The sequence below is a fragment of the Herpetosiphon giganteus genome (genome assembly GCF_016907925.1).
GTDB lineage: Bacteria > Chloroflexota > Chloroflexia > Chloroflexales > Herpetosiphonaceae > Herpetosiphon > Herpetosiphon giganteus.
In genome coordinates, this window is the sequence record NZ_JAFBCZ010000042.1 from 1 (window position 1) to 25,080 (window position 25,080).

At 50.3% G+C, this 25,080-nt stretch carries 15 protein-coding genes and 2 tRNA genes; 14 read left to right on the forward strand and 3 right to left on the reverse strand.

The window, feature by feature from the left end; translation table 11 throughout:
• Nucleotides 1-366 precede the first annotated feature (366 nt).
• The 6 genes from JOD20_RS24260 to JOD20_RS24285 all read left to right on the forward strand — a co-directional run bounded on the left by JOD20_RS24260 (nucleotide 367) and on the right by JOD20_RS24285 (nucleotide 6,542).
• The gene (locus JOD20_RS24260) at nucleotides 367-1,584 is read left to right on the forward strand and encodes a cytochrome P450 family protein (protein ID WP_204757758.1); all 1,218 of its coding nucleotides are present in this window, start codon (nucleotides 367-369) and stop codon (nucleotides 1,582-1,584) included.
• Between the two features lie 155 nt (nucleotides 1,585-1,739).
• Complete coding sequence (locus JOD20_RS24265; RefSeq protein WP_204757759.1) at nucleotides 1,740-2,321, forward strand: MauE/DoxX family redox-associated membrane protein; 582 nt, start codon at nucleotides 1,740-1,742, stop codon at nucleotides 2,319-2,321.
• 8 nt (nucleotides 2,322-2,329) lie between these two features.
• On the forward strand, nucleotides 2,330-2,893 hold the full coding sequence (locus tag JOD20_RS24270) for a TlpA family protein disulfide reductase (protein WP_204757760.1): 564 nt from the start codon (nucleotides 2,330-2,332) through the stop codon (nucleotides 2,891-2,893).
• Between the two features lie 75 nt (nucleotides 2,894-2,968).
• Nucleotides 2,969-3,325, forward strand: a complete 357-nt coding sequence (locus tag JOD20_RS24275) for a hypothetical protein (RefSeq protein ID WP_204757761.1) — start codon at nucleotides 2,969-2,971, stop codon at nucleotides 3,323-3,325.
• 67 nt (nucleotides 3,326-3,392) lie between these two features.
• Nucleotides 3,393-5,840, forward strand: coding sequence for an ABC transporter permease (locus JOD20_RS24280; RefSeq protein WP_204757762.1), 2,448 nt, complete (start codon nucleotides 3,393-3,395; stop codon nucleotides 5,838-5,840).
• Nucleotides 5,841-5,870: 30 nt separating this feature from the next.
• Nucleotides 5,871-6,542 carry an ABC transporter ATP-binding protein gene (locus JOD20_RS24285; RefSeq protein WP_338034212.1) on the forward strand — a complete coding sequence of 224 codons (672 nt, stop codon included), beginning with the start codon at nucleotides 5,871-5,873 and terminating at the stop codon, nucleotides 6,540-6,542.
• Nucleotides 6,543-6,599: 57 nt separating this feature from the next.
• On the opposite strand, the gene JOD20_RS24290 is transcribed toward JOD20_RS24285, so the two are convergent.
• Nucleotides 6,600-8,810, reverse strand: a complete 2,211-nt coding sequence (locus JOD20_RS24290; RefSeq protein WP_204757763.1) for an N-acetylmuramoyl-L-alanine amidase — start codon at nucleotides 8,808-8,810, stop codon at nucleotides 6,600-6,602.
• 604 nt (nucleotides 8,811-9,414) lie between these two features.
• Here JOD20_RS24290 and JOD20_RS24295 point away from each other — a divergent pair.
• The 3 genes from JOD20_RS24295 (at nucleotide 9,415) to JOD20_RS24305 (ending at nucleotide 13,257) form a co-directional block, all read left to right on the forward strand.
• A complete protein-coding gene (locus JOD20_RS24295; RefSeq protein WP_204757764.1) occupies nucleotides 9,415-10,806 on the forward strand; it encodes an ethanolamine ammonia-lyase subunit EutB in 1,392 nt (463 codons plus the stop codon).
• Entirely contained in the window at nucleotides 10,806-11,582 is a 777-nt protein-coding gene (eutC, locus tag JOD20_RS24300) for an ethanolamine ammonia-lyase subunit EutC (protein WP_204757765.1), read from the forward strand. Before JOD20_RS24295 ends, eutC begins: the two co-directional genes overlap by 1 nt.
• An 82-nt stretch (nucleotides 11,583-11,664) precedes the next feature.
• The gene (locus tag JOD20_RS24305) at nucleotides 11,665-13,257 is read left to right on the forward strand and encodes a choice-of-anchor Q domain-containing protein (protein WP_204757766.1); all 1,593 of its coding nucleotides are present in this window, start codon (nucleotides 11,665-11,667) and stop codon (nucleotides 13,255-13,257) included.
• A 253-nt stretch (nucleotides 13,258-13,510) separates the two neighbouring features.
• Here the strand turns inward: JOD20_RS24305 and JOD20_RS24310 are convergent, their stop codons facing one another.
• Complete coding sequence (locus JOD20_RS24310) at nucleotides 13,511-14,614, reverse strand: YfgM family protein (RefSeq protein WP_204757767.1); 1,104 nt, start codon at nucleotides 14,612-14,614, stop codon at nucleotides 13,511-13,513.
• A gap of 346 nt (nucleotides 14,615-14,960) precedes the next feature.
• A complete protein-coding gene (locus tag JOD20_RS24315; RefSeq protein ID WP_204757768.1) occupies nucleotides 14,961-16,808 on the reverse strand; it encodes a carbohydrate-binding domain-containing protein in 1,848 nt (615 codons plus the stop codon).
• A gap of 175 nt (nucleotides 16,809-16,983) precedes the next feature.
• Between JOD20_RS24315 and JOD20_RS24320 the strand changes: the two genes are divergently transcribed.
• The 5 genes from JOD20_RS24320 (at nucleotide 16,984) to JOD20_RS24340 (ending at nucleotide 25,016) form a co-directional block, all read left to right on the forward strand.
• On the forward strand, nucleotides 16,984-18,510 hold the full coding sequence (locus tag JOD20_RS24320; RefSeq protein ID WP_204757769.1) for an adenylate/guanylate cyclase domain-containing protein: 1,527 nt from the start codon (nucleotides 16,984-16,986) through the stop codon (nucleotides 18,508-18,510).
• A gap of 220 nt (nucleotides 18,511-18,730) precedes the next feature.
• A complete protein-coding gene (locus JOD20_RS26800; protein WP_204757770.1) occupies nucleotides 18,731-21,775 on the forward strand; it encodes an Ig-like domain-containing protein in 3,045 nt (1,014 codons plus the stop codon).
• Nucleotides 21,776-22,133: 358 nt separating this feature from the next.
• On the forward strand, nucleotides 22,134-24,260 hold the full coding sequence (locus tag JOD20_RS24330; protein ID WP_204757771.1) for a serine hydrolase domain-containing protein: 2,127 nt from the start codon (nucleotides 22,134-22,136) through the stop codon (nucleotides 24,258-24,260).
• Nucleotides 24,261-24,826: 566 nt separating this feature from the next.
• Nucleotides 24,827-24,916: transfer RNA gene (locus tag JOD20_RS24335), tRNA-Ser, on the forward strand.
• 10 nt (nucleotides 24,917-24,926) lie between these two features.
• A tRNA-Ser gene (locus tag JOD20_RS24340) sits at nucleotides 24,927-25,016 on the forward strand.
• Nucleotides 25,017-25,080: the final 64 nt, after the last annotated feature.

Below are 25,080 nucleotides of genomic sequence, written 5' to 3' on the forward strand. Positions count from 1 at the left end.
GGCTGCTGACACGTCCAGTATACGCGGATTCTCTGCCGTTTGTACATCGCATCGATTAACTACCTACCCTTGTAAGCCAGCCCCCTCTCCCACTGGATGCGGGCGAGGGGGAGCCGCCAGTACATGGGTGTGGTTTGGCATATTGAGGCTTTGATTAACTCCCACTGGATGCGGGCGAGGGGAAGCACCCATTTTTACCGACGAATCGTGCAAGAACCACGGAATAAAAGCCCCTCGCCCGCTGGGCGGGAGAGGGGTTGGGGTGAGGGCATCCAAATCCATAACTTTAGGCAATTTGCCCACTTGATCTTTATTAAAAGCAGCATAAGATAAGGCAATGGATTAGTCCTATGTAGAGGAGGATCGATGATCCATTCGACCTATGCAGAGGTATTTAATCAGCAATTCGTCCAAGATCCCTTCCCAACCTATGCTGCACTCCGTACCGAAGCCCCTGTTCACCGCATTACCCTACCCGATGGCCGTGGTTTATGGATGATTACCCGTTTTGAAGATGTTAAGGCTGCGCTGAAAGATCCGCGTTTTATTAAGAATTGGCGCAAAGTGCTTACCCCTGAAGAGCAAAAGCTCATGCCCGTGATGCCGCCAGTCGTTCAATTGTTGTTCAAACATCTGTTGGCGATCGATCCGCCTGATCATACGCGGATACGCGGCATGGTGCATAAAGCGTTTACACCGCAATTGGTCGAGCAACTGCGGCCACGGATTCAGCAAATTGCCGATGAATTGCTTGATGCCATGCTGGCTGGTCCACGCAGCACCGATTTGCTCACAGCCTATGCCTTTCCCTTGCCGTTGACCGTGATTGCCGAATTGTTGGGCATTCCCTTGGATCATCGCGAGAAATTTCGCTATTGGTCGGGCTTGGTTGTGACTGTCGATCCCTCGCCAGATCGTTTTACGCGCATGGCGGGTGAGATGGAAGAATTTGGCAATTATCTGCGTGAGTTATTTGCGATCAAACGGGCCAATCCCACTAACGATTTGACTAGTGCCTTGGTGCAAGTTGAAGAAGCTGGCGATAAACTGACCGAGCAAGAAATGTTTTCGTTGGTGTTCTTCTTGTTGATTGCAGGCCACGAAACCACAGTTAATTTGATTGGCAATGGCATGTTGGCCTTGTTGCAACATCCTGAACAATTGAAATTGCTGCGCGAAAATCCCGACATGATTCGCAACACCATCGAAGAATTGCTGCGCTTCGATAGCCCGGTCGAAACCTCAACCCTGCGTTGGGCGCGCGAAGATCTGGAATTCGCTGGGGTAACAATTCCGCGTGGTGAGCAAGTGCTGGCCGTAATTACCTCGGCGAATCGTGATCCGAACTATTTTGTCGAGCCTGATCAGCTTGATATTACGCGCAGCGAGCATAACCACATTGCCTTTGGCCATGGTATTCACTATTGTTTGGGAGCGCCATTGGCTCGCCTTGAAGGTGCAATTGCGATCAATTCGTTGGTGCAACGGCTGCCAAACTTGCGTTTGGCCGTGCCCGCCCAAGACCTGATTTGGCGGCCTGGCATGCTGATTCGCGGTATGATCGAACTGCCGGTTAAGTTTTAGAAATAGCTGGCATTGTTATAGGGTCATCTGTATAACAATGCTAGCACTAAAAACAATAACTAGTTGACAGGATGAAATATTAATGTTATTTTGATATAAGCTTCTGATTTGGGAAAATATATCACTATAAATTCTTCTTTGAGAGAGAGGATGATATGATTGAACTTCCGATTTCTATTGTTCTTTTTTTGATATTTAAGCTTCTACTCCTCATAATTTTTTTACCTTCAGCTTTGAGTAAATTGTCTAATCTGACGAATTTTAAGCATGCCTTATTACAATATCAAATCGTTCCAGTACCTATCGTATGGCTATTTGTTGTAACTATTCCTGTTGCTGAATTGATCTTACCAATATGTTTGCTTCTGGGTATTGGTCATTTCATCTCAGCATATTTACTTAGCCTGCTGCTTATTATCTTTATTGTGGCAATTGGTATTAACCTTTTGCGGGGTAATCGAGTATCATGCGGCTGTAAAGGAGCCTCTGCCAGCGAGCAGATTAGTTGGGGTTTACTGATCCGCAATTGTTTGTTAAGTCTGATAGCCTTTCTCATTGGGATCTTTGATCAATTCCAAGTCGTCAACGAATCTTCAATCATTCCTCTCCTGACTCGCATACTGGTTAATCCGCTTACCTTATTCCTAACAATGGGTATTTTAGTAAGTATATTTTTGATACTTAAATTAATCGAAACTGGAAGCTCTTTTTTTATTCATGGGTTTAGTAATAATTAGGAGCGTATATGAGTGGTTTTTGGTTAGTATCATATATTACCATGTGGGTTTTATTAATAGGCTTAAGCTTCGTTATGATGAGTATTATGCGTAATATGGGTACTCTTTATCAGCGAATAGAACAAAAGAATGTACAACCTGATACAAGAATATCCAAGTATGAAATAAATGAACAAGTTGAGCCACTAACAGTTACTACGATACAAGGCGTAGCGTTTGATTTAGTAGCGCACGTTGATCAAAAAACTGCAATTATTATCATTAGCACGCACTGCGCGCCTTGCCGCGACCTGATCAAATATTTAGCAGATAACCCAGATAATGATCCACTAGATTTAGGAGTTGAAAAAACGATTGTTATCAGTATGAGTAATAATCGAGCACTTCAAGATCTTTTAGAAGAATATAGCATTGATTCGAAGAATCTATCCTTCTATTGTGATACCACAGATTCTTTGAGTCGAGTATGGGGTATTTATTCGACCCCTACCATTATTACTGTTGATGCTACCGCAAAAATTACGAACCAACATGTAGGATTTTCTTTACCCCAAGTAGCCCTTCCTGCATAATTTTTGCTTTGGTAGGTGAATTAACGTGGCGTTTCGTGCGACTTGCATGTGACGATATATTGAGGAGGTTCATTTATGGGTTGGTTTAATCGGAAATCTAAAGCCAATACGCAATCGGTTCTTGATCAGCTTACCGAAGCTGCTGCAGTAAGTTTATCGCGTCGAAGTTTTTTCAAGAAAGCAGGAGGAGGAGTTGCCGCGCTAGGCATGGCATTAGCAGTCAAAGATACGTCCGCTGCTACTAATGCTACTTGTACGAAAACAACTGAAAGCTGTGGTTCTGTCCGAACCTGCGTTGCATGTTCAGGTGGTAAAGTTAGAACCAAGGATGCTTATTATTATTGGTGGAATTGCAACGATGGTTCACGCCAATGTTTAACTGCTCCAGGTGATACAGTCTATGGAAGCTGTGTAGCAGCTTGCCCTCAATAACATAGCCTAAACAGACTCTACCTTTTTCTGATAAATTGGGTAGAGTCTGTTTATAGAAGGTAGTATTATGGCTTCATTGAAGTCGCTGAATACGATTCGCTTGTCAGTAACCGTGTTGAGCATTGCGTTGGCAGCTGGTTTGCTAACCTTGCTGATCGGCATGTATCGTGGGATTGAGTTGCAATATCACCAACTTGTTGATGGAGCAGTAGGCGAACGAATTACCGTGATTCTTACCTCTGATTCGGTCAATGCTGGGGTTGACGAACTTAATCGCTTGAAGCCCGAAGGGCTTGATTTACTGACAAGTCCTTTTGCTGGCTCGTATGTTGACCTGAATATGGCAACACTCCAGCCCGCGCATTTAGATATTCAGCAGCTTAACAATGTCCCCGGCATCAAGGGTGTTGCTTGGTCAAATTATGCTCAAGCATTTGGGATTAATGGCACGATTAATTTGCCAGTCCAACGGGTTCCACGCGATTTTTTTACGGTTCAAAAACTACCATTGACTGCTGGCAGCCTTGATTCAGCAACAGACCATGTGGTGATCGGTGCAAAACTTGCTGAATATTTCTTTCCTCAGCAATCACCAATTGGGCAGGTGCTTAGCTCAGACCCTAATACGCCGCCACCAGGGGCCTTTCCGACAGTTGCGAAGATGCATCCTGGGGTCGCAACTTCAGGCTTAGGCCATAGTTACAGCTTGACCGTAACTGGGGTATTGGCTCCAGTGAATCCAGCCCGTAACGTCTTTGATCGCGCTTTTGATACGACTATTTTTCTGATTGACAATAGTTTACCCACAAATTTGGCGAGTGTTGTCGTCGAGCCAGAGGCTGGCCAACAAGCTGCAGTAATACGCCAACTACAAACGCAATTAGCTGAAAATTTGCCTGAAGGCTGGCGGGTTGTTGTTGAAAGTGAACAAGCAAGCTATCAGCAAGCCCAAATGCGTGATTTACAACAACTGGTCAACAGTAATTTCCTCTGGATTGTGGCAATTGCCCTGATTCTGATGGCATGCACGGTTGGCATTAGTAGTTATTTGGCAATTGTGCTGAAACGCCGCAGCTTGGGCATTCAACGCAGCCTCGGGGCAACCAAAGTTCGCTTGTTTCGCTCATTAATTGGCGTTGGCTTATTGATTGGTGGGGTAGGTGTTGCGAGTGGTTTGCTCCTTGCTTGGATTAGCCAAGGTTTTTTTGCGCGCTTAAGTGGCATTGCTCCGTTGCTTGACGTACAAACGCTGGCGATGAGTTGCCTCGTAATGCTGGCGATGGTAGCTGGCTCGTTTGGGCTAACGAGTTGGTATTTGCTCCGCGCAGCCCCAAGTGCAATGATTCGTGAGCAACTTGGCACGACATTGGCCAAACATCGCTGGTTGGTTGGTGGGGCTAATGTGATGCTTGGCATCATTGCCTTGATTATGCTTTTAGGTTTACGCAGCGGCTTGGTCGCCCGCATCGATCAAATTCTTGGTGGCACAGGTGCGAAAACAATCAGTGCAGTCTCATGGACATCTGGCTTGGAGCCGTTTAAGCCTGCGATCTACCTAACCCATGAAGATTATGCCGCAGTTAAGGCCGAATTTCCCGCTTGGCAGGTTGCTTGGCGACGCTCACCAATGTACACCGTGATTGAGGCAAGTGCGAATCTAGCTGATTTGCAGCCAATTTCTTTGGCGTGTGGACGCTGGTTGAATGCCGAGGAAGAAACCAAGGCCCGTCAGGTGATTGTTTTGGGCTATGATCGGGCGCTTGAAATTGCTAAAGAACGCAAACTGGCGAATGTTTGTGATCTGAAACAATGGCGCAATCTGCCAGTGGTTGGGGTTTTGGCTGGCCTTGATTCATGGCCATTGATGATTGCGCAAGGCTTCTCGCCGCGGGCTGTCTACGCACCATTGCAGAGTAATATCAATCCAACGATCGATGACCCTCAAAGCTACTTTCCCAAAGATATGTATCTGATCAACGGCGAAATTTTGGTGCAGATTCCCGCGACGACTGATCTTGATCAAGCAGCCAAGCGCTTAGAACAATTTTTGGCTGCTCGGCATCCTGAGGGCGTGCCAAATCTCATTTTGCCAGCAGGCATAACCCAAGAACTTTTAGCACAACGAACCCAGATTTATTTGCTAGCTGGCCTGATGGTAAGCTTATGTTTATTGATCAGTGGCGTTGGCTTGATGAATCTCACCTTTATTAGCATTCTGAGTCGGGCACGTGAGATCGGGATTCGGCGAGCAGTTGGCGCAACCAAACAGACCATTTTACGCCAAATTTTGACTGAAACAATCAAGATCTGTTTGGGTGCTGCGCTGCTTGGGGGTGTGATTGGCCTCCTGCTGGCACGAGTGTTACAAACCCAGCTGGGTTGGCCACCAACGATGCCTTGGCATTTGCTGGGTGTCGCTGGCGTTACCGCCTTGCTGATTGGTGCTACGTTTGGCGTTTTACCTGCATGGTGGGCGGCCAATCTGCCCCCAACGCGCGCGATCAATGTTCAATAATTGATAGGGAAGGAATTGATTTTGGACCATGTGATTCAACTCGATAAGGTTGCCAAAATATTCTCCAAAGGTTCAAGTTCAGTTGTAGCTGTTGATCATGTGTCATTACAGATTGAAGCTGGTGATTTTTTGGCGATTATGGGTTCATCAGGCTGCGGAAAATCAACATTATTGCAATTGGTGGGTGGGCTTGATACGCCAACCAGTGGCTGTATTAATTATGGCCCAGTTGATATTGCGCAAATGAATGATGCGCAGCTATCCCAATTTCGTAATCGCCAAGTTGGCTTTATCTTTCAAGCCTATAATCTCTTACCTGAATTGACTATTTTGGATAATGTGGCTTTGCCATTGAAATATGCTGGCGTATCCAAGCCAGAGCGCCGCAAACGCGCGGCGCAAGTGCTTGAACAGGTGGGTTTGGCTGAGCGTATCCAGCATATGCCTAGCGAATTAAGCGGTGGTCAAGAGCAACGCACTGCAATTGCGCGCGCCTTAGTTACCAAACCGGCGATTATTTTGGCCGATGAGCCTACTGGCAATTTAGATAGCCATAATCGTGACCATATCCTTGAGCTATTTCACGCGATCAATCAAGCTGGCACTACCTTTTTGATCGTGACCCATGATCCGGTCGTTGGTGCTGCTGCACAACGGATCTTACCAATGCACGATGGTAAACTTGGAGAAGCTGCCCAATAACCAGCATTTAAGCAAAAAGAGCACCCATGAAAATTCTCATGGGTGCTCTTTTGTTGCTTATTTGCCAACTACTGGTAAGAAGGTCGGAATGCCAAGCCGCGAACGCAGCAGCAAGACTGCGTTGCGTTGGGGGTCGGCGCTGGTTTGCGCTTTAACCCAAACTTGATCGCTGCTCGGGTTTTGGCCTGCTGGTAGATCGACGCGCAGCGTGATCGTTTGGCTGGCGTTTGGCCCAAGGCTGCTTGGCACGGCGCTGGTGAGCGTCGTTGGCCAGGTATTGCCCGTAAGGCTGAGGCTAATTGGCACGGTTTGTTGACTTAGATTGCGCAAGGTTAGCGTGTAGGTGATGCTGTTGCCACTGATGCTGCCTTGCTCAGTTTGTGGCGTGGTTAAGCTGATGATGCTTGATTGCACTTCAACATCGCTTGCTTTGACAAAGCCAAAGCGATGATTGAAATTAATTTGATAATACTTGGTTTGGCCGCTTACCACGACGTGCGAACGTGGATCAAGCGTCGGCGTGTAGACTGGCGACGAGTAGTAGGTGCTGGTGTACAGTTTGGTCGCCACCACCACATTATCAGCAGGCAGGGTGTAAATTGGCGTAATTGCTTGCGGCGTGATGCCTTGTGGATAGGCGGCAGCCTCAGGATAGGCCCGCCCATAGACTGGAATGCTGGCTTGGCCAACTTTGGGTCGAACTTTTAGCCCTTGGCCAGCAGTGGTGTTCACGCCATTTGGGTTATGAAACCAGGCCTTTTGGCCGCCAAAATAAATTGCTTGCCAGGCATCTTGTTGCCCCGCCGAAACATAGGTTTGGCCAGTAACCGCTTTATTGGCCCAGTTGTTGGCGTGGGTTGGCGTTGAACCAATGTATTGATTGGTAATTAATGGCGAGTTGGCGTTAGGCTGAGTGTGTAAATAGACAAAATTAGCGCTTTGAGTTGGCACTGCGCGACAATCATTGCTGGTGTAGCAGTAGGTCATGGCTGGCATGTTGGTTGCAAAATCAGGATTGATCGTTAGTAATTGTGGGTCGGGATTGCTCATTTGGGCGGGGCCACCACGCACTAAATCCATATAATGCGCCCAATCCCAAAACGGACCTGGGTCCCAGTGCATGCCTGCTTGATGCTGTGGTAGCGGGCCGGGCAACTCATCGTGGCCAATAATATGGCTGCGATCAAGCGGAATTTGGTATTTGTCGGCGAGATAGCGCGTGAGGCGGGCCGAAGCTTGATACATTGCTTCGCTATACCAGCTTGCGCCTTCGATTGCATAGCCTTCGTGTTCCAACCCAATCGCATGGCCGTTCACATCCCAATTGCCTGCATGCCATGGCACATTTTTGTTCTCGACCATTTGGGCAATGTGGCCATCGCTGGCGCGAACGACATAGTGGGTTGAGGCCTTGGTCAATGGGTTTTGAAAGACATTGATCGTTTGGGTATAGGTAATTTCGGTGTCGTGAATCAAAATGTAGCGATAATCCAAGCCATCAGCTGGACGATTGGCTAAATCGTAGTTGCCATAATCGCCACGATCATCGGAATTGTTCAAGGCATAGGCAGCAGGAACCACTTCGCAATCAAGCGTCGCTGGACAATCCAATGGGAAATCATCGCCCTGCAAGAGTGGCAAATTGGCGGCGCTTTGGCGATTGAGCGTAACTGCGCTTGGCGCAAGGCTCAGCTGTTCGCCATTTTCAAGCCTGCGGCTTACGCCTTGTTGGAGGGTTAGATAGACGCGATCGGCGAAGGCAAAGGCAGTTGAACGCTCTTTGCTGCCACTAAACAAAACCACTGCGCCATACCAATCAGCGAGGTTGGTTGGCAGTTTGGGGTTGATGCTGCGGCTATATTCAGCCAAGAGCGCCGCGCCACCACGAATATTCTGCACTGGATCGTTGATCAAGGCACTGGTTGGTTGATCAATCAATTTAGCTGCTCGAGCAAGGGTTTGAAATTCGGCAGGCTGCTTGAATGGCTCAGCCCAATCAAGCCCTTTGCTCGCCTGCCAATGGCCAAGATCGATTTGGGTTAAGTGCATAACTCCATAGCCGCCGCTGGTGCTTGGCTGGCCTGAATGCTGCTCCCAGCGCGAAAGATTGTAGCTCAAGGCCAACAACAATTCGCTTGGCACATCAAACTCGGCAGCAGCCTGATCAAAGGCCGCTTGCAGCGTGCTTGGGGCAGGTGTTGGCGAGTTGGCGAAGCTTGGCAGCGGCAGATAGCCCGCTAGCAGCCCTAAAACCACAACAACGATCACGATTCTTGATCGTAACCACAATCGGTTCATCATAACTTCCTCAACAACTAAAAGACCCTACTCATGCAATTAAGTATAACTGTTAAAATCAATTAATAACTGAGAACTTGCTGATGCGTTTTGATCCACGAAGAACACAAAGGGCCGAAACCGCGAAGCACGCGAAGCGCACGAAGAGGAGAAGGCTATTGGCTCTAGGCTTTTGGCTAGCGGACAATCATTGGGATTGGCAACAGGTGATTGACACATGAGGGCGACCGATCTCCAAACCCCGACCCCTGATCCTTCATGCTGAAACCGCGAAGAGCGCGAAGGCTTTTTTAGCCGCGAATTCCACGAATTGCACGAATAAACTTCCGCTAGCCTATAGCCCCATTCTTTTTTGCGCCTCTGCGTTAAAGCTCCATTCTCTTTATTGCTGGTTGCATTTCTGAACCCTGAACCCTATTCACAAATATTCAACGCATCAATCCTTGGCGTTCTTCGCGCTCTTCGTGGTTTCGTTGCCTGCCCCCTGAACCCTAACCCCTGATCCCTCAGCGCAATTGCAACTGCTCCAAAAGAATGCCATAATTGACCATTCTCGCGCTGTAGGAGGCTGGTTATGACCATCTATCAGCATACAATTCGCCAAAACCGTTATCAATTTGATTCGCTCAAAACCCTGTTGGCCAAGGCAACCCCTGAGCGTTCGGGCGATGCATTGGCTGGCTTGATCGCTGCCAATGCAGAGGAACGAGTGGCGGCGCAATGGTGTTTGGCCGATCTGCCATTAACCACGTTTCTCAACGAAGTGGTGGTTCCCTACGAAGAAGATGAAGTTACCCGCTTGATCATCGATAGCCATGATCAACAGGCATTTGCGCCAATTCGCCATCTGACGGTTGGTGGTTTGCGCGAGTGGCTGCTTGATTATCGTACCGACAGCCAGCAATTGGCGGCGGTTGCAGCAGGCATTACGCCTGAAATGGCGGCAGCAGTGGCCAAAATTATGCGCAACCAAGATCTGATTGCGGTTGCCAAAAAATGCCAAATCATCACCCGCTTTCGCAATACCTTGGGCTTGGCAGGCCGTTTTTCCTCACGTTTGCAGCCCAACCATCCCACCGATGATCCGCAGGGAATTGCGGCGGCGATTTTTGATGGCTTGTTGTATGGCTGCGGTGATGCGGTGATTGGCATCAATCCGGCGACCGATAGCCCGCAAGCTATGACCAGCTTATTGCATTTAATTGATGAATTGCGTCAGCGCTATACCATGCCCGTGCAATCGTGTGTGTTGGCCCATATCACCACCGCCTTGCAAGTGATCGAGCGTGGCGCTCCGGTTGATTTGGTGTTTCAATCGATTGCTGGTACCGAGGCTGCCAACCGCAGTTTTGGCATCGATTTGGCACTCTTGAATGAAGCCAATCAAGCAGCGCGTTCGTTGGGGCGTGGCACAATTGGCAATAATGTGATGTATTTTGAAACTGGCCAAGGCAGTGCGCTTTCGGCCAACGCGCATCATGGCGTTGATCAACAGACCTGCGAGGCGCGGGCCTATGCTGTGGCGCGGGCTTTTGAGCCGTTGTTGGTCAATACGGTCGTGGGTTTTATCGGCCCCGAATATCTCTACGATGGCAAGCAAATTACCCGTGCAGCCTTGGAAGATCATTTTTGTGCTAAATTGTTGGGCCTGCCGATGGGCTGCGATGCCTGCTATACCAACCATGCCGAGGCCGACCAAAACGATATTGATAATTTGCTGGTATTGTTGGCGAGCGCTGGCTGCACCTATGTGATGGGCGTTCCTGGTGCTGATGATATTATGCTGAATTATCAAAGCACCTCATATCATGATATTCGGTTTGTGCAAAGCAGCTTGGGTTTGCGGCCTGCGCCAGAGTTTGAAGCATGGCTGCAACAGCTTGGCATCGTCGATCAAGCAGGATTATTGATTGCCAATGAGCGTCATCGTTTATTGCAATCAGCTGCTCAACTAGGAGGCTGGTAATGGCCGAACAACCAGAAAGCGAGCAACTTTGGCAACGCCTGCGCCAATTCACCAATGCGCGGATTGGGCTTGGTCGGGTTGGCGATGGCTTGCCAACCAAGGCCCATTTGGCTTTTCAACAAGATCATGCTTTGGCGCGTGATGCGGTGCATGCCCAGGTTGATTTTGCGGCGCTGGCTAGCGCAGTGCAGGCTGAATTCCCGCACATTCTCAGGCTCAAAAGTGCAGCCGTGGATCGCGCTAGCTATCTCAAGCGGCCAGATTTGGGCCGTATGTTGGATGCTGATTCGCGCCAACAGCTTGAGACATTACAGTCTGCACCAGCGACTATAGCCTTGGTAGTCGCCGATGGCTTATCGGCGGTGGCGATTGAACGCCATGCTGCGCCATTGCTCAAACTAATCAAGCCCCAATTGAGCGAGCTTGGCTGGTCGCTGGCTCCGTTGAGCCTAGTTGAGCAAGGGCGGGTGGCGATTGGCGACGAGATTGGCGAATTATTGCGTGCCGAGTTGGTCGTGATTCTAATTGGTGAGCGGCCTGGCTTGAGCGTTGCCGATAGTTTGGGCATGTATTTAACTTATGCGCCGCAGCGTGGCCGTAACGATGCAGAGCGCAACTGCATCTCCAACATTCACCCCCAAGGCCTGAGCTATGCCTCAGCCAGCGAATTATTGGTCTATTTGTTGGGCCAAGCGCGTCAACGACGTTTAACTGGAGTTGGGCTGAAAGACGAGCGCCAACGCCTGAGCCAACCCACGAACCCAAGCCTTGAATAACGCTTGGTAGAAAATGTCAAATTTTGCGACTGTCAGTTTGCTATGCTGTTGCTATCACTTGAATGCAAAAGGAGCAACAGCGATGCTACGGCGCAAAAAAATCTTATTAAGCGGATTGATCGTGCTTGGTTTGGCCCAATTTTGGCAGAGCCAACCTGTTGCCGCCGATAGCGTTGTGGTTGGCACGGGCACGCCTGCTAGCTGTAGCGAAGCCGCATTTGATGCTGGCTTGGCTCTGCTCTACCCCGGCGATCAAGCGCCTGGTGGTACGCTAAGCTTTAATTGCGGTTCGAATCCACATACGATTGTGCTCAGCAGCCAAAAAGTGTTGCACGATGGCTCGGTGATTGATGGCGGCGGCACGATTACGCTCTCTGGTGGCAATACCACGCGCATTTTTTGGATCAGCCAACAAGCGCGAGTCGAAATTCAGCGCATCACCCTGAGCAATGGCTTTGCTGAGCATAGCGCGGCGATTTTTGCCGAGCCAAATTGGAGTGGCGATTATACCAACCTGAGCCTCAATCGCGTGACGTTGCGCGAGAATCGAGCCAGCCAGTTTGGCGGCGCAATTGGCTCGCAACATACCAACCTGAGCATCATTGATAGCCAGATCGAAGCCAATCAATCGAGTGGTAGCGGCGGCGGCCTGAGCTTCAACACTGGCAATCTGATCATTCGCAATAGCAGATTTATTAATAACGAGGCTGAAAGTGAAGGCGCTGGGCTTGAACTCTGGTCAGCAAATTTTGACATGAGCCAAACAATTATTGATTTAAACGAGTTGCAAGGCCAAGAAGATACTGATTTTGGCGGTGGCATGGTGTTGCGCCAAAGCCATGGCGTGTTTCAATATGGGCGCATTTGGGGCAATACTGCTGGCAAAGGTGGCGGCATGTATCTGCGCGAAGGCAGTGTGTTTGAATTTTTCAACAGTACATTGCAATCGAATCTCAGTGTGCACGAGGGTGGCGGAGCATATATTGCGCCAAATGCTGGCTTAACATTCGCCCAAAGTATTGCTGAGCTGAATTTATCGGCCTTGGCTGGTGGCGGTCTTACCAATAACGGCAGCATCATTATTCAACGCTCAACCTTAATCAATAATGATGCTTTCGAAGGTGATGGCGGAGCGCTTGATAACTATGGAACGGCAACGCTCAGCTATAGCACCATCGCCAAAAACAATGCTGCGCGTGGTGCTGGGCTTAACAATCGCCCGAATGGCACAATTGGGATTGATCATGTGACGATGACTGCCAATACTGCTGAGGGTGCTGGCGGCGGGCTGTATCATGCTGGCACGAAATTTACCGTCAACAACAGCATTATTATGGGCAATCACGCCGCGACAGGCGATCAATGTGGCTATGCCAGCCAAGTGCCAAGCATGAGTTTCAGTTTATGGAGCGACGCAACTTGTGGCACGCAAACGATTAATGGCAATAAACCAAATACCTGGCCAGTCTTGTATCCATTAGGCTGGTATGGCGGCCCAACTCCGACCTATTTGCCACGCAGCGATAGCGAATCGATTGATGCTGGTTCATGTTCAAGCTCCACCATGAGCGATCAACGTGGGTTGGCGGGCTTTGTGGGCGCTGCCTGCGATATGGGCGCGGTCGAAAGCGGCTCGTTGTGGTATCAAGTATTTTTACCGCTAACGATTAAGTAAGAGCATAGAACATAATTGATCCACGAAGGGTGAGCTATTGAAACCGCGAAGAACACAAAGTGCACGAAGGATGTCTATTTCGTGAAATTCGTGGAATTCGTGTCTCAAAACGCTATGCAGCTTAACGCAGAGGCGCAGAGGAGAATGGGGCTATAGGCTCTGGTTTGCGGACAATTCATGACAGCCAAAAGCCCAGAGCCTATAGCCTATCGCCAAATGCCCAGAGCCTCATCCCCTTCGTGGATGAACTGCACTAGTCTTGTTTGAGGGCTTGCAGTTGCTCGGCAAAATGTTTGGCTTGGGCTGGGTTTGCCGCTTCAAGATAATTGACATAAGCATTTAATAAAACTAAGGCTGCCTCGGTTTGGCCTTGCTGCCACAAAACTTGGCCCAAATGCCAGCCCGCCAAATGGAAAATTGCCAGATCGTTGCGGCTTTCGGCCAATTGGCGCGTGCGTTCGAAGCAGGTGCTTGCCGCAGGCAGTTGATTTAATTCGACATAACGCAAGCCGACAGTGCCAAGTGCATAGCCTTTGCCAAAGCCATCAGCCTCGTTGGTTGCTGGCTCGCTGGCCTGATCGGCATAAATGTGCTGAGTTAGGGCCAGTTTTTGTTGATAGTAGGCGGCAGAACCTTTGGCATGGCGATTGTGGCGATAGCCCCACATCCAGCGGCCCCAACGCAAGCTCATAATCACAATAATATCGGCAATCACATAGCACACAAATGCGCCGACTGGTGGATTGGTCGTGTGTAGCAGGCCATTGAGCGGGTTCAGATCCCAGCGCCAACAGCCAAGCCATGTGCCCATTAATTCGATGTAGAGCACCAAAAAGCCCATAATGAGGTGCAAAAGCTGCGCCCGAAAAAGCAGCAGAATCAGGCTAAAAATGAGGCCGAAAATCGCGCTCAGGCTATCATCAAAGAGCAGCCATGCCCCAAGAAATAGACTTGCATGGCCAAATAGCAGCCCCCAGCGTAGGCGCTCAGCGTGCTGCTTGACCCAAGCTAATTCGCTGATTAGCAGGCCTGTGCCGAGCAAAATTGCATGGCCAAACGGCACATAGATGGGAATTGAACCAAATTTATAGCTATAGAGTTCGAGCAGCAAGCTAAACACATATTCGCCAAGCGCGGAGAATGGCACAAATACTAGGGCAATTAGGCGCTGGTCGGGGCGCAAATGATAGAGCATCAAGCCAAAATAGAGCGGCGCAGCCACGTTGCTGATAATTTGGCCGTTGAAGCCTTGGGCGTTGAGCCAGGCCGAATCATTGAATAAGGCGAAGAGCACAATTGGCCAAAATCCGAGGATCAGGCCAATTTGCCAACGTTGGGTTTTGCTGCTTGCCGCCATATGTGCTCCCTCGCTAACGAACTAGGCCTATTTTAGCCGAATTTACTAACTAAAGAGCACAAAAGCACGTTTTAACATAGAGGCGCAAAGAAAATGAAGGCTTGCTATCGGGAACCGCGAAGGGTACATTTTTGATCCACGAAGGACACGAAGAGCACGAAGTTAGGCTATGGGCTATTAATTTTTGCCTTCTGCCTTTTGCCTTTTGCTTTCATCCCTCATCCTTCATAATTTCGTTATGCTCTGCGCCGCTGCGTTAAAAGTTGTTACTGATGTGGATTTCTGACTTATGATTTTTGATTTCTGCCTTTGGCTTCATCCCTCATCCTTCATCCTTCATCCTTAGTTAGCGTTGTCGCCCCATGCGTTGGCCAACTTGGGTCACGATCTCGCTGACGCTAAAGGTTGCGTAGGCCGTGCCGCCAGCGTTGGCAGTTGTTTGGGCATAGCCGCTGCTGCTGCTTTCGAGCGTGCCGCCACTATTGATCGTATAACTTGCGCCTTGTTGCAAGGCTGGCGACGAGAAGACCAAGGCTTGATATTGTTTGCGTGGCGTAAAGCTCACAAGCGCTTGACCAGATTGATCGAGAATTTGCACAAGGTTGCCAGCAGCTTGAGCCGAGCTATAGTTGATTAGCACTGAAGATTGGGTTGAATTGCTATCCGGCGCTTGCACCATGCCTGCGCTGCCAGCGGCAACCAAGGTTCCGCCATTCAAGGCAAAGCCGCCATCGTAATCCAGCGCGCCGTTCATTTGAGCGGTTGGCCCATGCACCAGTACCAAACCAGCGTTCATCACGATCGAACCATTGGCATCCAAGCCGTCGCCAGCAGCATCGACGACCAACGTACCGCCGTTGATATACAAGAAATAATTGCCGGCAGCAAAACTATCGTTGCGGCCTGGCCGGCCCATTCCACCACCTTGCATGCTCGAACCGTCGCCACCAGCCACGTTCACGCCATCATCTTGGGCCACAAGGCTAATATTGCCTTCGTTGATCGTAATGACGGCGCTTTCCAAGCCCTCGTAGGAGTTGCTGATCGTCAGATCACCACCGTTGATTGTGAGCGTTGCATCGGCATGTACGCCATCGTCGCCAGCAGCAAGGCCGATTGTGCCAGCGTTGATCGTCACATTGTTATCGGAATGGATCGCATCTTCGGCTGCATCAATCGTGATCGTTGCCTCGGCAATCACCAAATTTTGGCCCGCCTTCAAGCCTTTGGCTGAGGCATCGGCGCTGATACTTGTGCTACTGCCGCCACCTGCGCTAATCGTCAGCTCGCCAGCATCGATCAAAATATCGGTGATTGCGCTCAAACCATCGCCGCCAGCCGTAACATTCAACTTGCCGCCAGCAATCGAAATATAGCCTTTGCTGGCATCTTCTTCATTATCAGCGCTTAGGCCATCGCCTTGGGCATTGATGTTAATTGTGCCACCGTTGATCACCAGATAATCTTTGCCGCGCAAACCATCATCCAGCGCGGTGATGTTGATTGTGCCACTGTTGATAATTAAGCCATCTTTGCTGCTAATGCCATCGTTGCCATTGGCCTGAATCGTCAAACTGCCATTGCCAGCAATTGAAAGATCGGCCTTGCTGTAGAGCGTGGCATTGGGCAAATCTTCAGTGGTGGTTGCATTCGCCGACGCATCAACCGTATCGGAAAGCGTATTTTGGCTTTCGTCGGCCAGAATAATCGCCATCTGTTCAGCTTGCATAATTGCAATTGGCGCGTTGCCGGAGCTATGAATCGTAGCGCCATTCAAAATCAAGCGCACTAAATCTTTATCAGCGGTATCCACAATAATTTGGCCATCGTTGAGCTTGCCACTGAGTTGATAGGTGCCTGCTGCGCTAATCGTGGCGGTCGTGCCATCGATCTTCACATTTGGGTTATTGGCGCTGATGCTGCTCTCGTTGAGCTTAATTTCAACTAAATCGGCATTTTGCCAAGCCAAATCGGCGGCTGTGTCGTGAGGCGTGGCTTTGTTCGCCAGCGCTTCGTCAATTGATGCGACGGTTGGCACAACAACGGTTGGGCTGCTTGTGCTGGCTGAATTTGAACTTACAGCTTGGCCGCCACTAGCCGAATTGACGGTGGTTGTGGTGGTTTGGTTCGTCGAACAGGCCGTTAGTATGGCAACCAGCATGCTGGTGATTAATGCTCGGGCAAATGGTTTCATGCAAAAACTCCACAATAGAATTCAAGGTTGAGCAAATTGGCTGCTCAAACGTTTAATCTATGGCTAATTCTAGCTAGCAAGTGTGAGGAACTAGTGAAGGGATTATGTGGTTGCTGTGTGGGATGCGCTGTATACTGGATTTGCATCTATCCTGTGGTCAAGGAGTCGGACTATTATGCCAACCCATCCATTAACTTTGCTAGAGCCGCGGCTACGTTCATTGTTGCCAGCAATGTTGTATGCCTCAGTTTGGGTCGAGCCAATCCCTGAGCGCTTAATTCAGGTTTTTGAGCATTTGCGCACGATGCGGCGCATGCTTGGCGATTATGTGCCGCGCTTTGTGGCCGAAACGCCACCAACGCCAGGCATCGCGCGTTCTGCGTGGCAAGAAGGCACGTTAATGTTTACCGATTTGGCGGGCTTTACCAGCTTGATGGATGCCCACGGCGATGCCCAGGCCACTGACCAAGTGTTGAATGTGTTGAATACCTATTTTGCCCAAATGGTCGAAATTATTAGCAAATCTGGCGGTAATTTATTGGAATGGACTGGCGATGCGATGCTGGTGCAGTTTCCTGCTGATGGCGAGCGCAACCATACCGCGTTGGCGGTACGGGCTGGGCTGCGGATGCAACGGGCAATGACCCAATTTCATCAATTAACCACCCCGCAAGGAGTTATTTCGCTTGGGATGCGGATTGGTCTGCATCGTGGGCGTTTTATTGCTGCCGATATTGGCACGCCCAAACGGATGGAATATGTGCTGTTGGGCGAGGCGGTGCAAATCACCAAATATGCTGAGGGTGCTGGCGAAGTTGGTAGTGTGTGTTTGAGCCAAGCTGCGCAACAAGCGATTGCTGGTTTGTATCGCTGCGAGCCGTTGGCCGATGGTTATGCCTTGGTCTGTGATGATTTGGCTGAGCAAACCTTAGGCGAGTACGATATTGCGCCGACCAAACGCCGCCAAGCTGGCGGATTTTTGCTCGATCGCAGCGTTGAGGCGCTGGTGCGCGAAATTGAAGAAATGTTGACCGCGATTGAGCCATTGGCCAGTTTTCTGCCCTTATCGGTGTTGGGCTTGTTGGTTGAAACCGCTGCCCAGCGCAAAGTGCCGCCGCAATGGCTGCAACTACCAGTCATTTATATGAACCTGAGCGGCATCAGCGACGCGCCCGAATATCTCGACCCAGCCGAAGAACCATTGTTGATTACTGCTTATTCGCGAATTTTTGCGCTGATCAATGCAGCAGTGGAGACGACAGGCGGCATGCTCAAAAACGTCACCTACGATAAATCTGGCTCAAATATTTTGATTCATTTTGGGGTAACTGGGGCGCATGTTGATGATGCGCTGCGGGCGGCCCAAACTGCGCTTACAATCCAGCGCTTAGTTGCACAATCGCCTGAATTGCATTTTCGCAACTATCAACAACGGATTGGTTGCAAAATTGGCCTCGCCTATGGCCCAGCATTTGCCGCCGAAATTGGCGAGCCACGCGGGCGGCGCGAGTTTAATTTGCTTGGCGATGTGGTCAATACTGCTGCGCGCTTGATGGCCGCCGCCGAACCTGGCCAGATTTTGCTTGAGCCTGGTTTGCAGCAGTTAATTCATAATCGGCTGCGTTGTGTCGATTTGGGTACGATTCAGTTGAAGGGTAAAGCCAGCCCAACCGCTATTTTTAGCCTGCATCCCGCTGAATGAGCCAACTCTCCAAACTATCAAGCCTAATAATCTTGCTTGAGTGTGGGTGAAATTCATGGCTGCGTTGGATGATGAACTATGCTACGATAGGTTTACCCCTCAACCCACGTTAAATCGTTTGCCTGAATCGCAGGCTACTGCAATGAGCGCTGAAATCTGAGAGAGCAGGCGCTTTTTTCGACCATTATCGAATGCTCATCCACAGTGCAAGGAGAATTTCATGCGGTTAAAGCCGGTTCATTGTATCATCATGACCTTTCTGCTCGTAACCATGGCCTACACCGACACCAGCGTTCGTGCTCAGGCTGAGGTCGCTGCTGCGCCTCGCGCACTGGCTGCTGGCGAAACGCAGGGCGTGCCGCAAACTGGGGCGCTTGGCGTGCAACGGACGACTGCGGCGATTATGGCTAGCCAAGCGCTCGCCGATCGATCGCCAGCAGCCCAACGCCAATCCACGCCGCGCTTTCAGGTTAATCGCCAGCATTTGGCCGAAAATTCCCAAGCTCTTGGAGTGGGCCAATGGCCGCCGCTGATTGGCCCTGCTGCCCCAGTTCACATTGTTGAAGCTCATTCTGCAACCTTCGCCAGTTTGAGCACCAATTTTACTGGGGCAACCTTGGCCGATAGCCAAACATTTCCGCCAAGCACCATGGGCACGGTTGGGCCAAGCCAATTTGTGGTTGCAATCAATGGGCGGGTGCGCAGCTTCAACAAGGCCACTGGTATTGCTGATGGCGTGATTGATAGCAGCTTGGATAGCTTTTTTGCCTCGGTTATGACCCCGCCGATCGCCAATAATCTCACCAGGGAACCACGCATTCGCTATGATCGCACAACCCAGCGCTGGATCTTGACCGCGATCGATCTGCCTGGTCAAGGCGGTACTCAGCCTAATCGGATGCTGCTTGCAGTGAGCGATGCTGCCAGTGCTGGAGTGATTAGCCCAAGTACTGTCTGGACATTCTTCTTTTTTCAAGGCAGCGCCACCGATGTGATGGATTTTCCAAGCTTAGGTGTCGATGTCAACGCGCTGTACATCGGGGCTAATCTGTTTTCGGCTAGCGGGAGTTTCGTAGGAACGAATGGCTATGTGGTGCGTAAAAGTTCGATTCTTGGTGCTGGGCCGATTGTTGTCACCTCGTTTGTTGGCTTAGTTGCTGGTGGAACTGGTGCTGGCCCATTTGCGCCCCAAGGCGTTGATAACTTTGACCAGAGCGCAACCGAAGGCTATTTTGTTGGCGTTGACAATGCAACGTTTAGCACGCTTATATTTCGGCGGGTGAGCGATCCTGCTGGCACACCGACGTTGTCTGGCAATATTTCGCTGACAGTTCCTACTACTACATTTCCGACGCGCGTTCCTCACCTTGGCAATACTGGCGGGGCAAACGGTCAGCTTGATGGCAGTGATGATCGATTGTATAGCGCGATGATTCGGAATGGTCGCCTGTGGATGGCCCACAGCTTTCGAACGAATAGTTCAGGGGTTGCCAGTACGGCAACAGGTGCCCGCAATTCAGTGCGCTGGTATGAGATTCAAAATCTCACCACGACCCCGAGTTTACGGCAAGCAGGCACCATTTTTGATTCGGCTGCAACCAATCCGATTTTTTACTGGTTGCCAACGGTTGCTGTCTCTGGCCAAGGCCATGCTGTGTTCGGCTTTAGCCGTGCAGGAGTTAACGCCCGCATTGACGCAGCAATGACCCGCCGCCTAGCTAGTGACCCACTTGGAACAACCCAAGCGCCAACTCCCTATACTGCCACCACGTTTGATTATAATCCAGCAGGCGATCCTGGCAGAACTACTGGACGATTCTGGGGGCCAACCTCATACACCAGCCTTGACCCCAGCGACGATATGACTATGTGGACAATTCAAGAATTTACCAATGCAACCGATTCTTATGGCGTGCAAGTTGTTAAGGTGCTCGCCCCACCACCAGCCACCCCTTCAAGCAGTAGTGTCGCCACAGTTGAGCAAGGCGCAACAACCACGATTACGCTGACTGGCACTTCAAGCCTTGGCTCTGGTTTTTATGATCCTGGCGCTGGCTTTACCAATCGCATTGCGGCCAGTGTGAATGGTGCTGGCGTGACAGTCAATAGCGTTAGCTACATCAGCCCAACCCAAATTTCGCTGAATATGAGTGTTGCAACGGGTGCCAGCTTGGGTGCACGAACGATCACCGTAACCAATCCTGATGGGCAGAGTGCTACCAGCGCTAGCGGACTGGTGACGATTGTGGCTCCAACTCCAGCCAGTATCAGCGCAACTGCGGGCACGCCTCAAAGTGCGCAGCTGAATACAGCGTTTGCAACCGAATTGCAAGCGACGGTTCTGGATGTAAACAATAATCCAATCGCCGATGTGTTGGTTACGTTTACTGCACCAGCCAGCGGGGCCAGCGGGAGCTTTCCAAATGGCAATACGGCGCTGACCAATGCCAATGGCCAAGCCAGCGTCGCGTTTACTGCTAATAGCATCGATGGCAGTTATACAGTGACCGCCAATGTTAGCCCTGCGCTTGCTCCACCGGCCAGTTTTGCCCTGACGAATACGGCGTTGCCGACAAGTACACCAACCAACACACCGACCAACACGCCAACCAACACGCCAACCAACACGCCGACCAGCACACCAACGAATACACCAACCAACACGCCAACCAACACCAATACTCCAACGCCAACGAATACGCCAACGAATACGCCAACGCCAACGAATACGCCAACGCCAACAAATACTCCGACCAACACGCCAACGGTGACGAATACACCGACTGATACGGCAACGCCAACGAATACGCCAACGCCAACAAATACTCCGACCAACACGCCAACTAGTACACCAGCCAACTATGTTCAATATGTGCCATTTGTGACTAAGGGCCAACCCAGCGTGATTGCCACTTTAACAACGTCAGCTATCCCAACGAGTCCGGTTGCTACCCCTGGATTTGTCTTTGCCTCGGCCACAATGACCTTGCCAACGCTCATGCCAGTTGGCGGGAATTATTGGCTTTCAGCCAGCCCGACGAGCCTTGTACCTGGACTTGTGGATGATGCAGTTGTGTTACGAGCTGGCACAACCGAGCTATTCCGCTATGAATATGGAGTCAACGGACAACCGCAGGCTGCCTTGGTCGCAGTTCCAGCAAGCGTGTTGCTGCCAAGAGCTGGTCAGTCACTAACGGTCGAATTTATGGATCTTCATGGCAGCGTCTATAGCGCGACCCCGCTATATCTTGTTTGGACTCCCTAACCAAGTAGAGCTTAGCGGGATGAAGGGGGCTAGGGGTCAGGGGTCAGGAAAACGGCAACCGCAAAGATGCGAAGCGTACAAAAAAGATGAGGCGCTAGGCTGTTGGCACAGAACGATCAACCGATCCCCAGCTCCTGACCCCCGACCTCTCTCCAGATGAGCCAGCCTCGATCTTTGGTATGAGAGCCTACCTGCTGAATTGAGTGGCTCGCTTTGTATTTTGAGCGAGGGCAATTCAGCATTATTAACCTAGCTCAAGCAGCTATCAATCAACTATGCTTCCTGCAATCACTGCAACGCGGATCAACATTTTTTCTACTTCGTGATTGTTGGATTGTGTTAGGTTGAAAGGTAGTTTATGTCGAATTTTGCTCAATTTTTGCCCCAATGGCAACGCTGGATTTTGCTGACCGGGACGGCGGCAATTCTCTTGGCCAGTTGTAGCTCAGCCAATCCCCAACCAACCGCTACTAGTGCGATAACTGCAACTGCTGCGCCAACCAGCGTGAGTGCCGCAACTGCTGCACCAACCAGTGCCGCCACTGCCACCGCTGCGCCAACCAGCCCAAGCGCTGGCGTTGAAAGCTCAACGATTTATACCAGCACCAGCCAATTATTCTCGGTGCCAATTCCAACCAACTGGCAACTTGCCGAAGAAGCTGGAATTGTGCGGCTCAACGATCCTGAGCAGAAAATCAAAATTGCGCTGCTGAGCGTTGAAGAAGCCGACCTTGCCAAAGCGATTGAATTGGGCTGGCAACAAGCTGATCCAAGTTTTAAACTCACACCCGATGATAGCCAAGAAGTGCCTTCGCCCAATGGAGCCGAAAAAACCTTAGTTGCTGCCTACGACACCAAAAATACCAGCCAATCAACGGTGGCAATGGCTCAATTGCACGAAGGCGTAGCCTATTTGATGTTGATTCAAGGTGATAATGCCACGATTACCAAACGCCAATCCCAAGTTGGCATCATTCAATCGGGCTATACAATTTTGGCGCTGAACCAAACCACGGTTACTGCTGATCAAAGGGTTGATGTTGGCCCTGAATTAATTAGCGAATTAGAAAATTTTATTCAAACTGAGCAAGCCAAATACAAGGTTCCTGGCGTGAGTGTGGCGATTGTGCAAGATGGCAAAATCGTTTATAGCAATGGCTTTGGGGTGCGCGATGTCGTTTCGCAAGCGCCAATTGATGCAGACACGCAGCTGATGATTGGCTCAACTGGCAAAAGTTTGACCACCTTGTTAATGGCAACCTTGGTTGATCAAGGCAAGCTCGATTGGGATACGCCAGTTGTCGATATATTGCCAAACTTCAAGGTGAAAGATCCTGAGCGAACCAAGCAAATTACTGTGCGTCACTTGGTTTGTGCCTGTACTGGCGTGCCACGCCGCGATTTCGAAATGATTTTCAACGCCGAAGATTTAGATGCCCAAGGAATTATCGCCTCGGTTGCTGATTTTGAGTTCTTCACCGATTTTGGCGAGGCCTTCCAATATAGCAATCAGATGGTCGCAATTGGTGGCTTTGCGGCAGCAGCTGCCAGCGGTGGCGATCCAACTCAGCTTGATCAAACCTTTGCTCAAACACTTACCGAACGGGTGCTCAAACCAATGGGCATGAATAACACCACGCTTGATCAAGCAACTATTGAAGCTAGCCCCAACCATGCCTTGCCCCATGGCTTGGATCTGACCAGTTCAACCTACCAAACCATGCCAATTAGCATGGAATTCGCGATCAAAGGCGTGGCTCCCGCTGGCGCAACCGAATGGTCGACGGCCAACGATATGGGCAACTATTTGATAACCCTGCTCAATCATGGCATTACGCCTAGCGGTGAGCGCTTAGTTTCCGATCAGAATCTTGATGTGTTGTGGGAGCCGCAAGTTGCGATCGATGCCAAAACCAGCTACGGGCTGGGCTGGATGATCAGCGATTATCATGGCTTGGAATTTATTGCCCACGGCGGCACGACCTTTGGTTTCTCATCGGAGTTTGCCTTTATTCCCGAGGCCAAGATTGGGATTGTTGTGTTGAGCAATGGCCAATATGCCAACCATTTTGTTACCAGCATTAGCGACCGCTACTTTGAATTGGCCTTCGATCAACCAAGCAAGGCCGCCGAAACCGCAGCCTACAGCGCCCAAGGCATCGAAGAATCGCTGGGCGAAATCAGCAAACAAATTGCGCCCGATTTTGACCCTGCCAGTGCCGAGCCATTGTTGGGCAACTATACCAACCCTGCCTTGGGCGATGTGACGTTGATGCTCAATGGTGCGGAATTATGGCTCGATATTGGGGCGATTCAGACCCAATTCAAGCCCTTGCTGAACGAACAAGGTGAGCCTGATGGCTACCTCTCAGTAACGCCACCACTCACTGGCATTCCCTTCAAAACTGGTGTTGATGCTAACAACCAACCAACCTTGACCATGGATATTGGCACCGAAACCTATCTGTTTACCCGCAAGCCATAACGCTGAGGGCAGGGGTCAGGAACCGCGAAGAACGCGAAGGGCACGAAGAGCACGAAGGGGAAGTAAACGCATATCAATAATCCACGGAGAAACATTTGGGGGTGCAGGGGGATGAAAACCTCCTGCGTCTCCCGTCTTGAGGCGGGACGGAAGAGTGGTGAACGAGGGGCCAGTAATCAGGGATCAGGTGTTAGGGGTCTAGAACACCTGAAACCACGAAGAATGCGAAGGAACACAATGGGGGTATAGGATCAAACCCAATAGTCCAACAAGTAAATATTAGGGGGTGCAGGGGGATGAAAACCCCCTGCGTCTCCCGCCTTGAGGCGGGACGGAAGGGTGGTGAAACGAGGAGCCAGTAATCAGGGGTCAGGGGTCAGGAACCGCGAAGAACGCGAAGAGCACGAAGATGAAGCTATTGGCTTTGGGCTATAGGCTGTTTTATCCCAGAACGATCAACCGATCCCCAACCCCTGATCCCCAACCTCCAGCAGCACAGAATTTGACAAGCAAGCGCTTCGCTGGTATACTTACGCCTCGTAAACAAGTAAATACGAATTTCGTCCGGAGCAGTGGCCGAGCGGTTGAAGGCGACTGTCTTGAAAATAGTTAGGGTGTCAAAGCCCTCGTGGGTTCGAATCCCACCTGCTCCTCCACCATAGATACGGGAAGGTGGCTGAGTGGACGAAAGCAACGGTTTGCTAAACCGTCGAAGGGTCACACCTTCCGAGGGTTCGAATCCCTCCCTTCCCGCCAAGAAACAACGTGAGTAACCCTCACGTTGTTTTGTTTTAGCTTAAGTTATCCATGCTATAATCCT

Excerpts from the sequence above, each read along its gene's own strand:
- JOD20_RS24295 (WP_204757764.1), top strand. The coding sequence starts at position 9,415 with ATGACCATCTATCAGCATACAATTCGCCAAAACCGTTATCAATTTGAT.
- JOD20_RS24270 (WP_204757760.1), top strand. The coding sequence starts at position 2,330 with ATGAGTGGTTTTTGGTTAGTATCATATATTACCATGTGGGTTTTATTA.
- JOD20_RS26800 (WP_204757770.1), top strand. The coding sequence starts at position 18,731 with ATGCGGTTAAAGCCGGTTCATTGTATCATCATGACCTTTCTGCTCGTA.
- JOD20_RS24275 (WP_204757761.1), top strand. The coding sequence starts at position 2,969 with ATGGGTTGGTTTAATCGGAAATCTAAAGCCAATACGCAATCGGTTCTT.
- JOD20_RS24330 (WP_204757771.1), top strand. The coding sequence starts at position 22,134 with ATGTCGAATTTTGCTCAATTTTTGCCCCAATGGCAACGCTGGATTTTG.
- JOD20_RS24260 (WP_204757758.1), top strand. The coding sequence starts at position 367 with ATGATCCATTCGACCTATGCAGAGGTATTTAATCAGCAATTCGTCCAA.
- JOD20_RS24320 (WP_204757769.1), top strand. The coding sequence starts at position 16,984 with ATGCCAACCCATCCATTAACTTTGCTAGAGCCGCGGCTACGTTCATTG.
- eutC (WP_204757765.1), top strand. The coding sequence starts at position 10,806 with ATGGCCGAACAACCAGAAAGCGAGCAACTTTGGCAACGCCTGCGCCAA.
- JOD20_RS24305 (WP_204757766.1), top strand. The coding sequence starts at position 11,665 with ATGCTACGGCGCAAAAAAATCTTATTAAGCGGATTGATCGTGCTTGGT.
- JOD20_RS24310 (WP_204757767.1), bottom strand. The coding sequence starts at position 14,614 with ATGGCGGCAAGCAGCAAAACCCAACGTTGGCAAATTGGCCTGATCCTC.
- JOD20_RS24280 (WP_204757762.1), top strand. The coding sequence starts at position 3,393 with ATGGCTTCATTGAAGTCGCTGAATACGATTCGCTTGTCAGTAACCGTG.
- JOD20_RS24265 (WP_204757759.1), top strand. The coding sequence starts at position 1,740 with ATGATTGAACTTCCGATTTCTATTGTTCTTTTTTTGATATTTAAGCTT.
- JOD20_RS24315 (WP_204757768.1), bottom strand. The coding sequence starts at position 16,808 with ATGAAACCATTTGCCCGAGCATTAATCACCAGCATGCTGGTTGCCATA.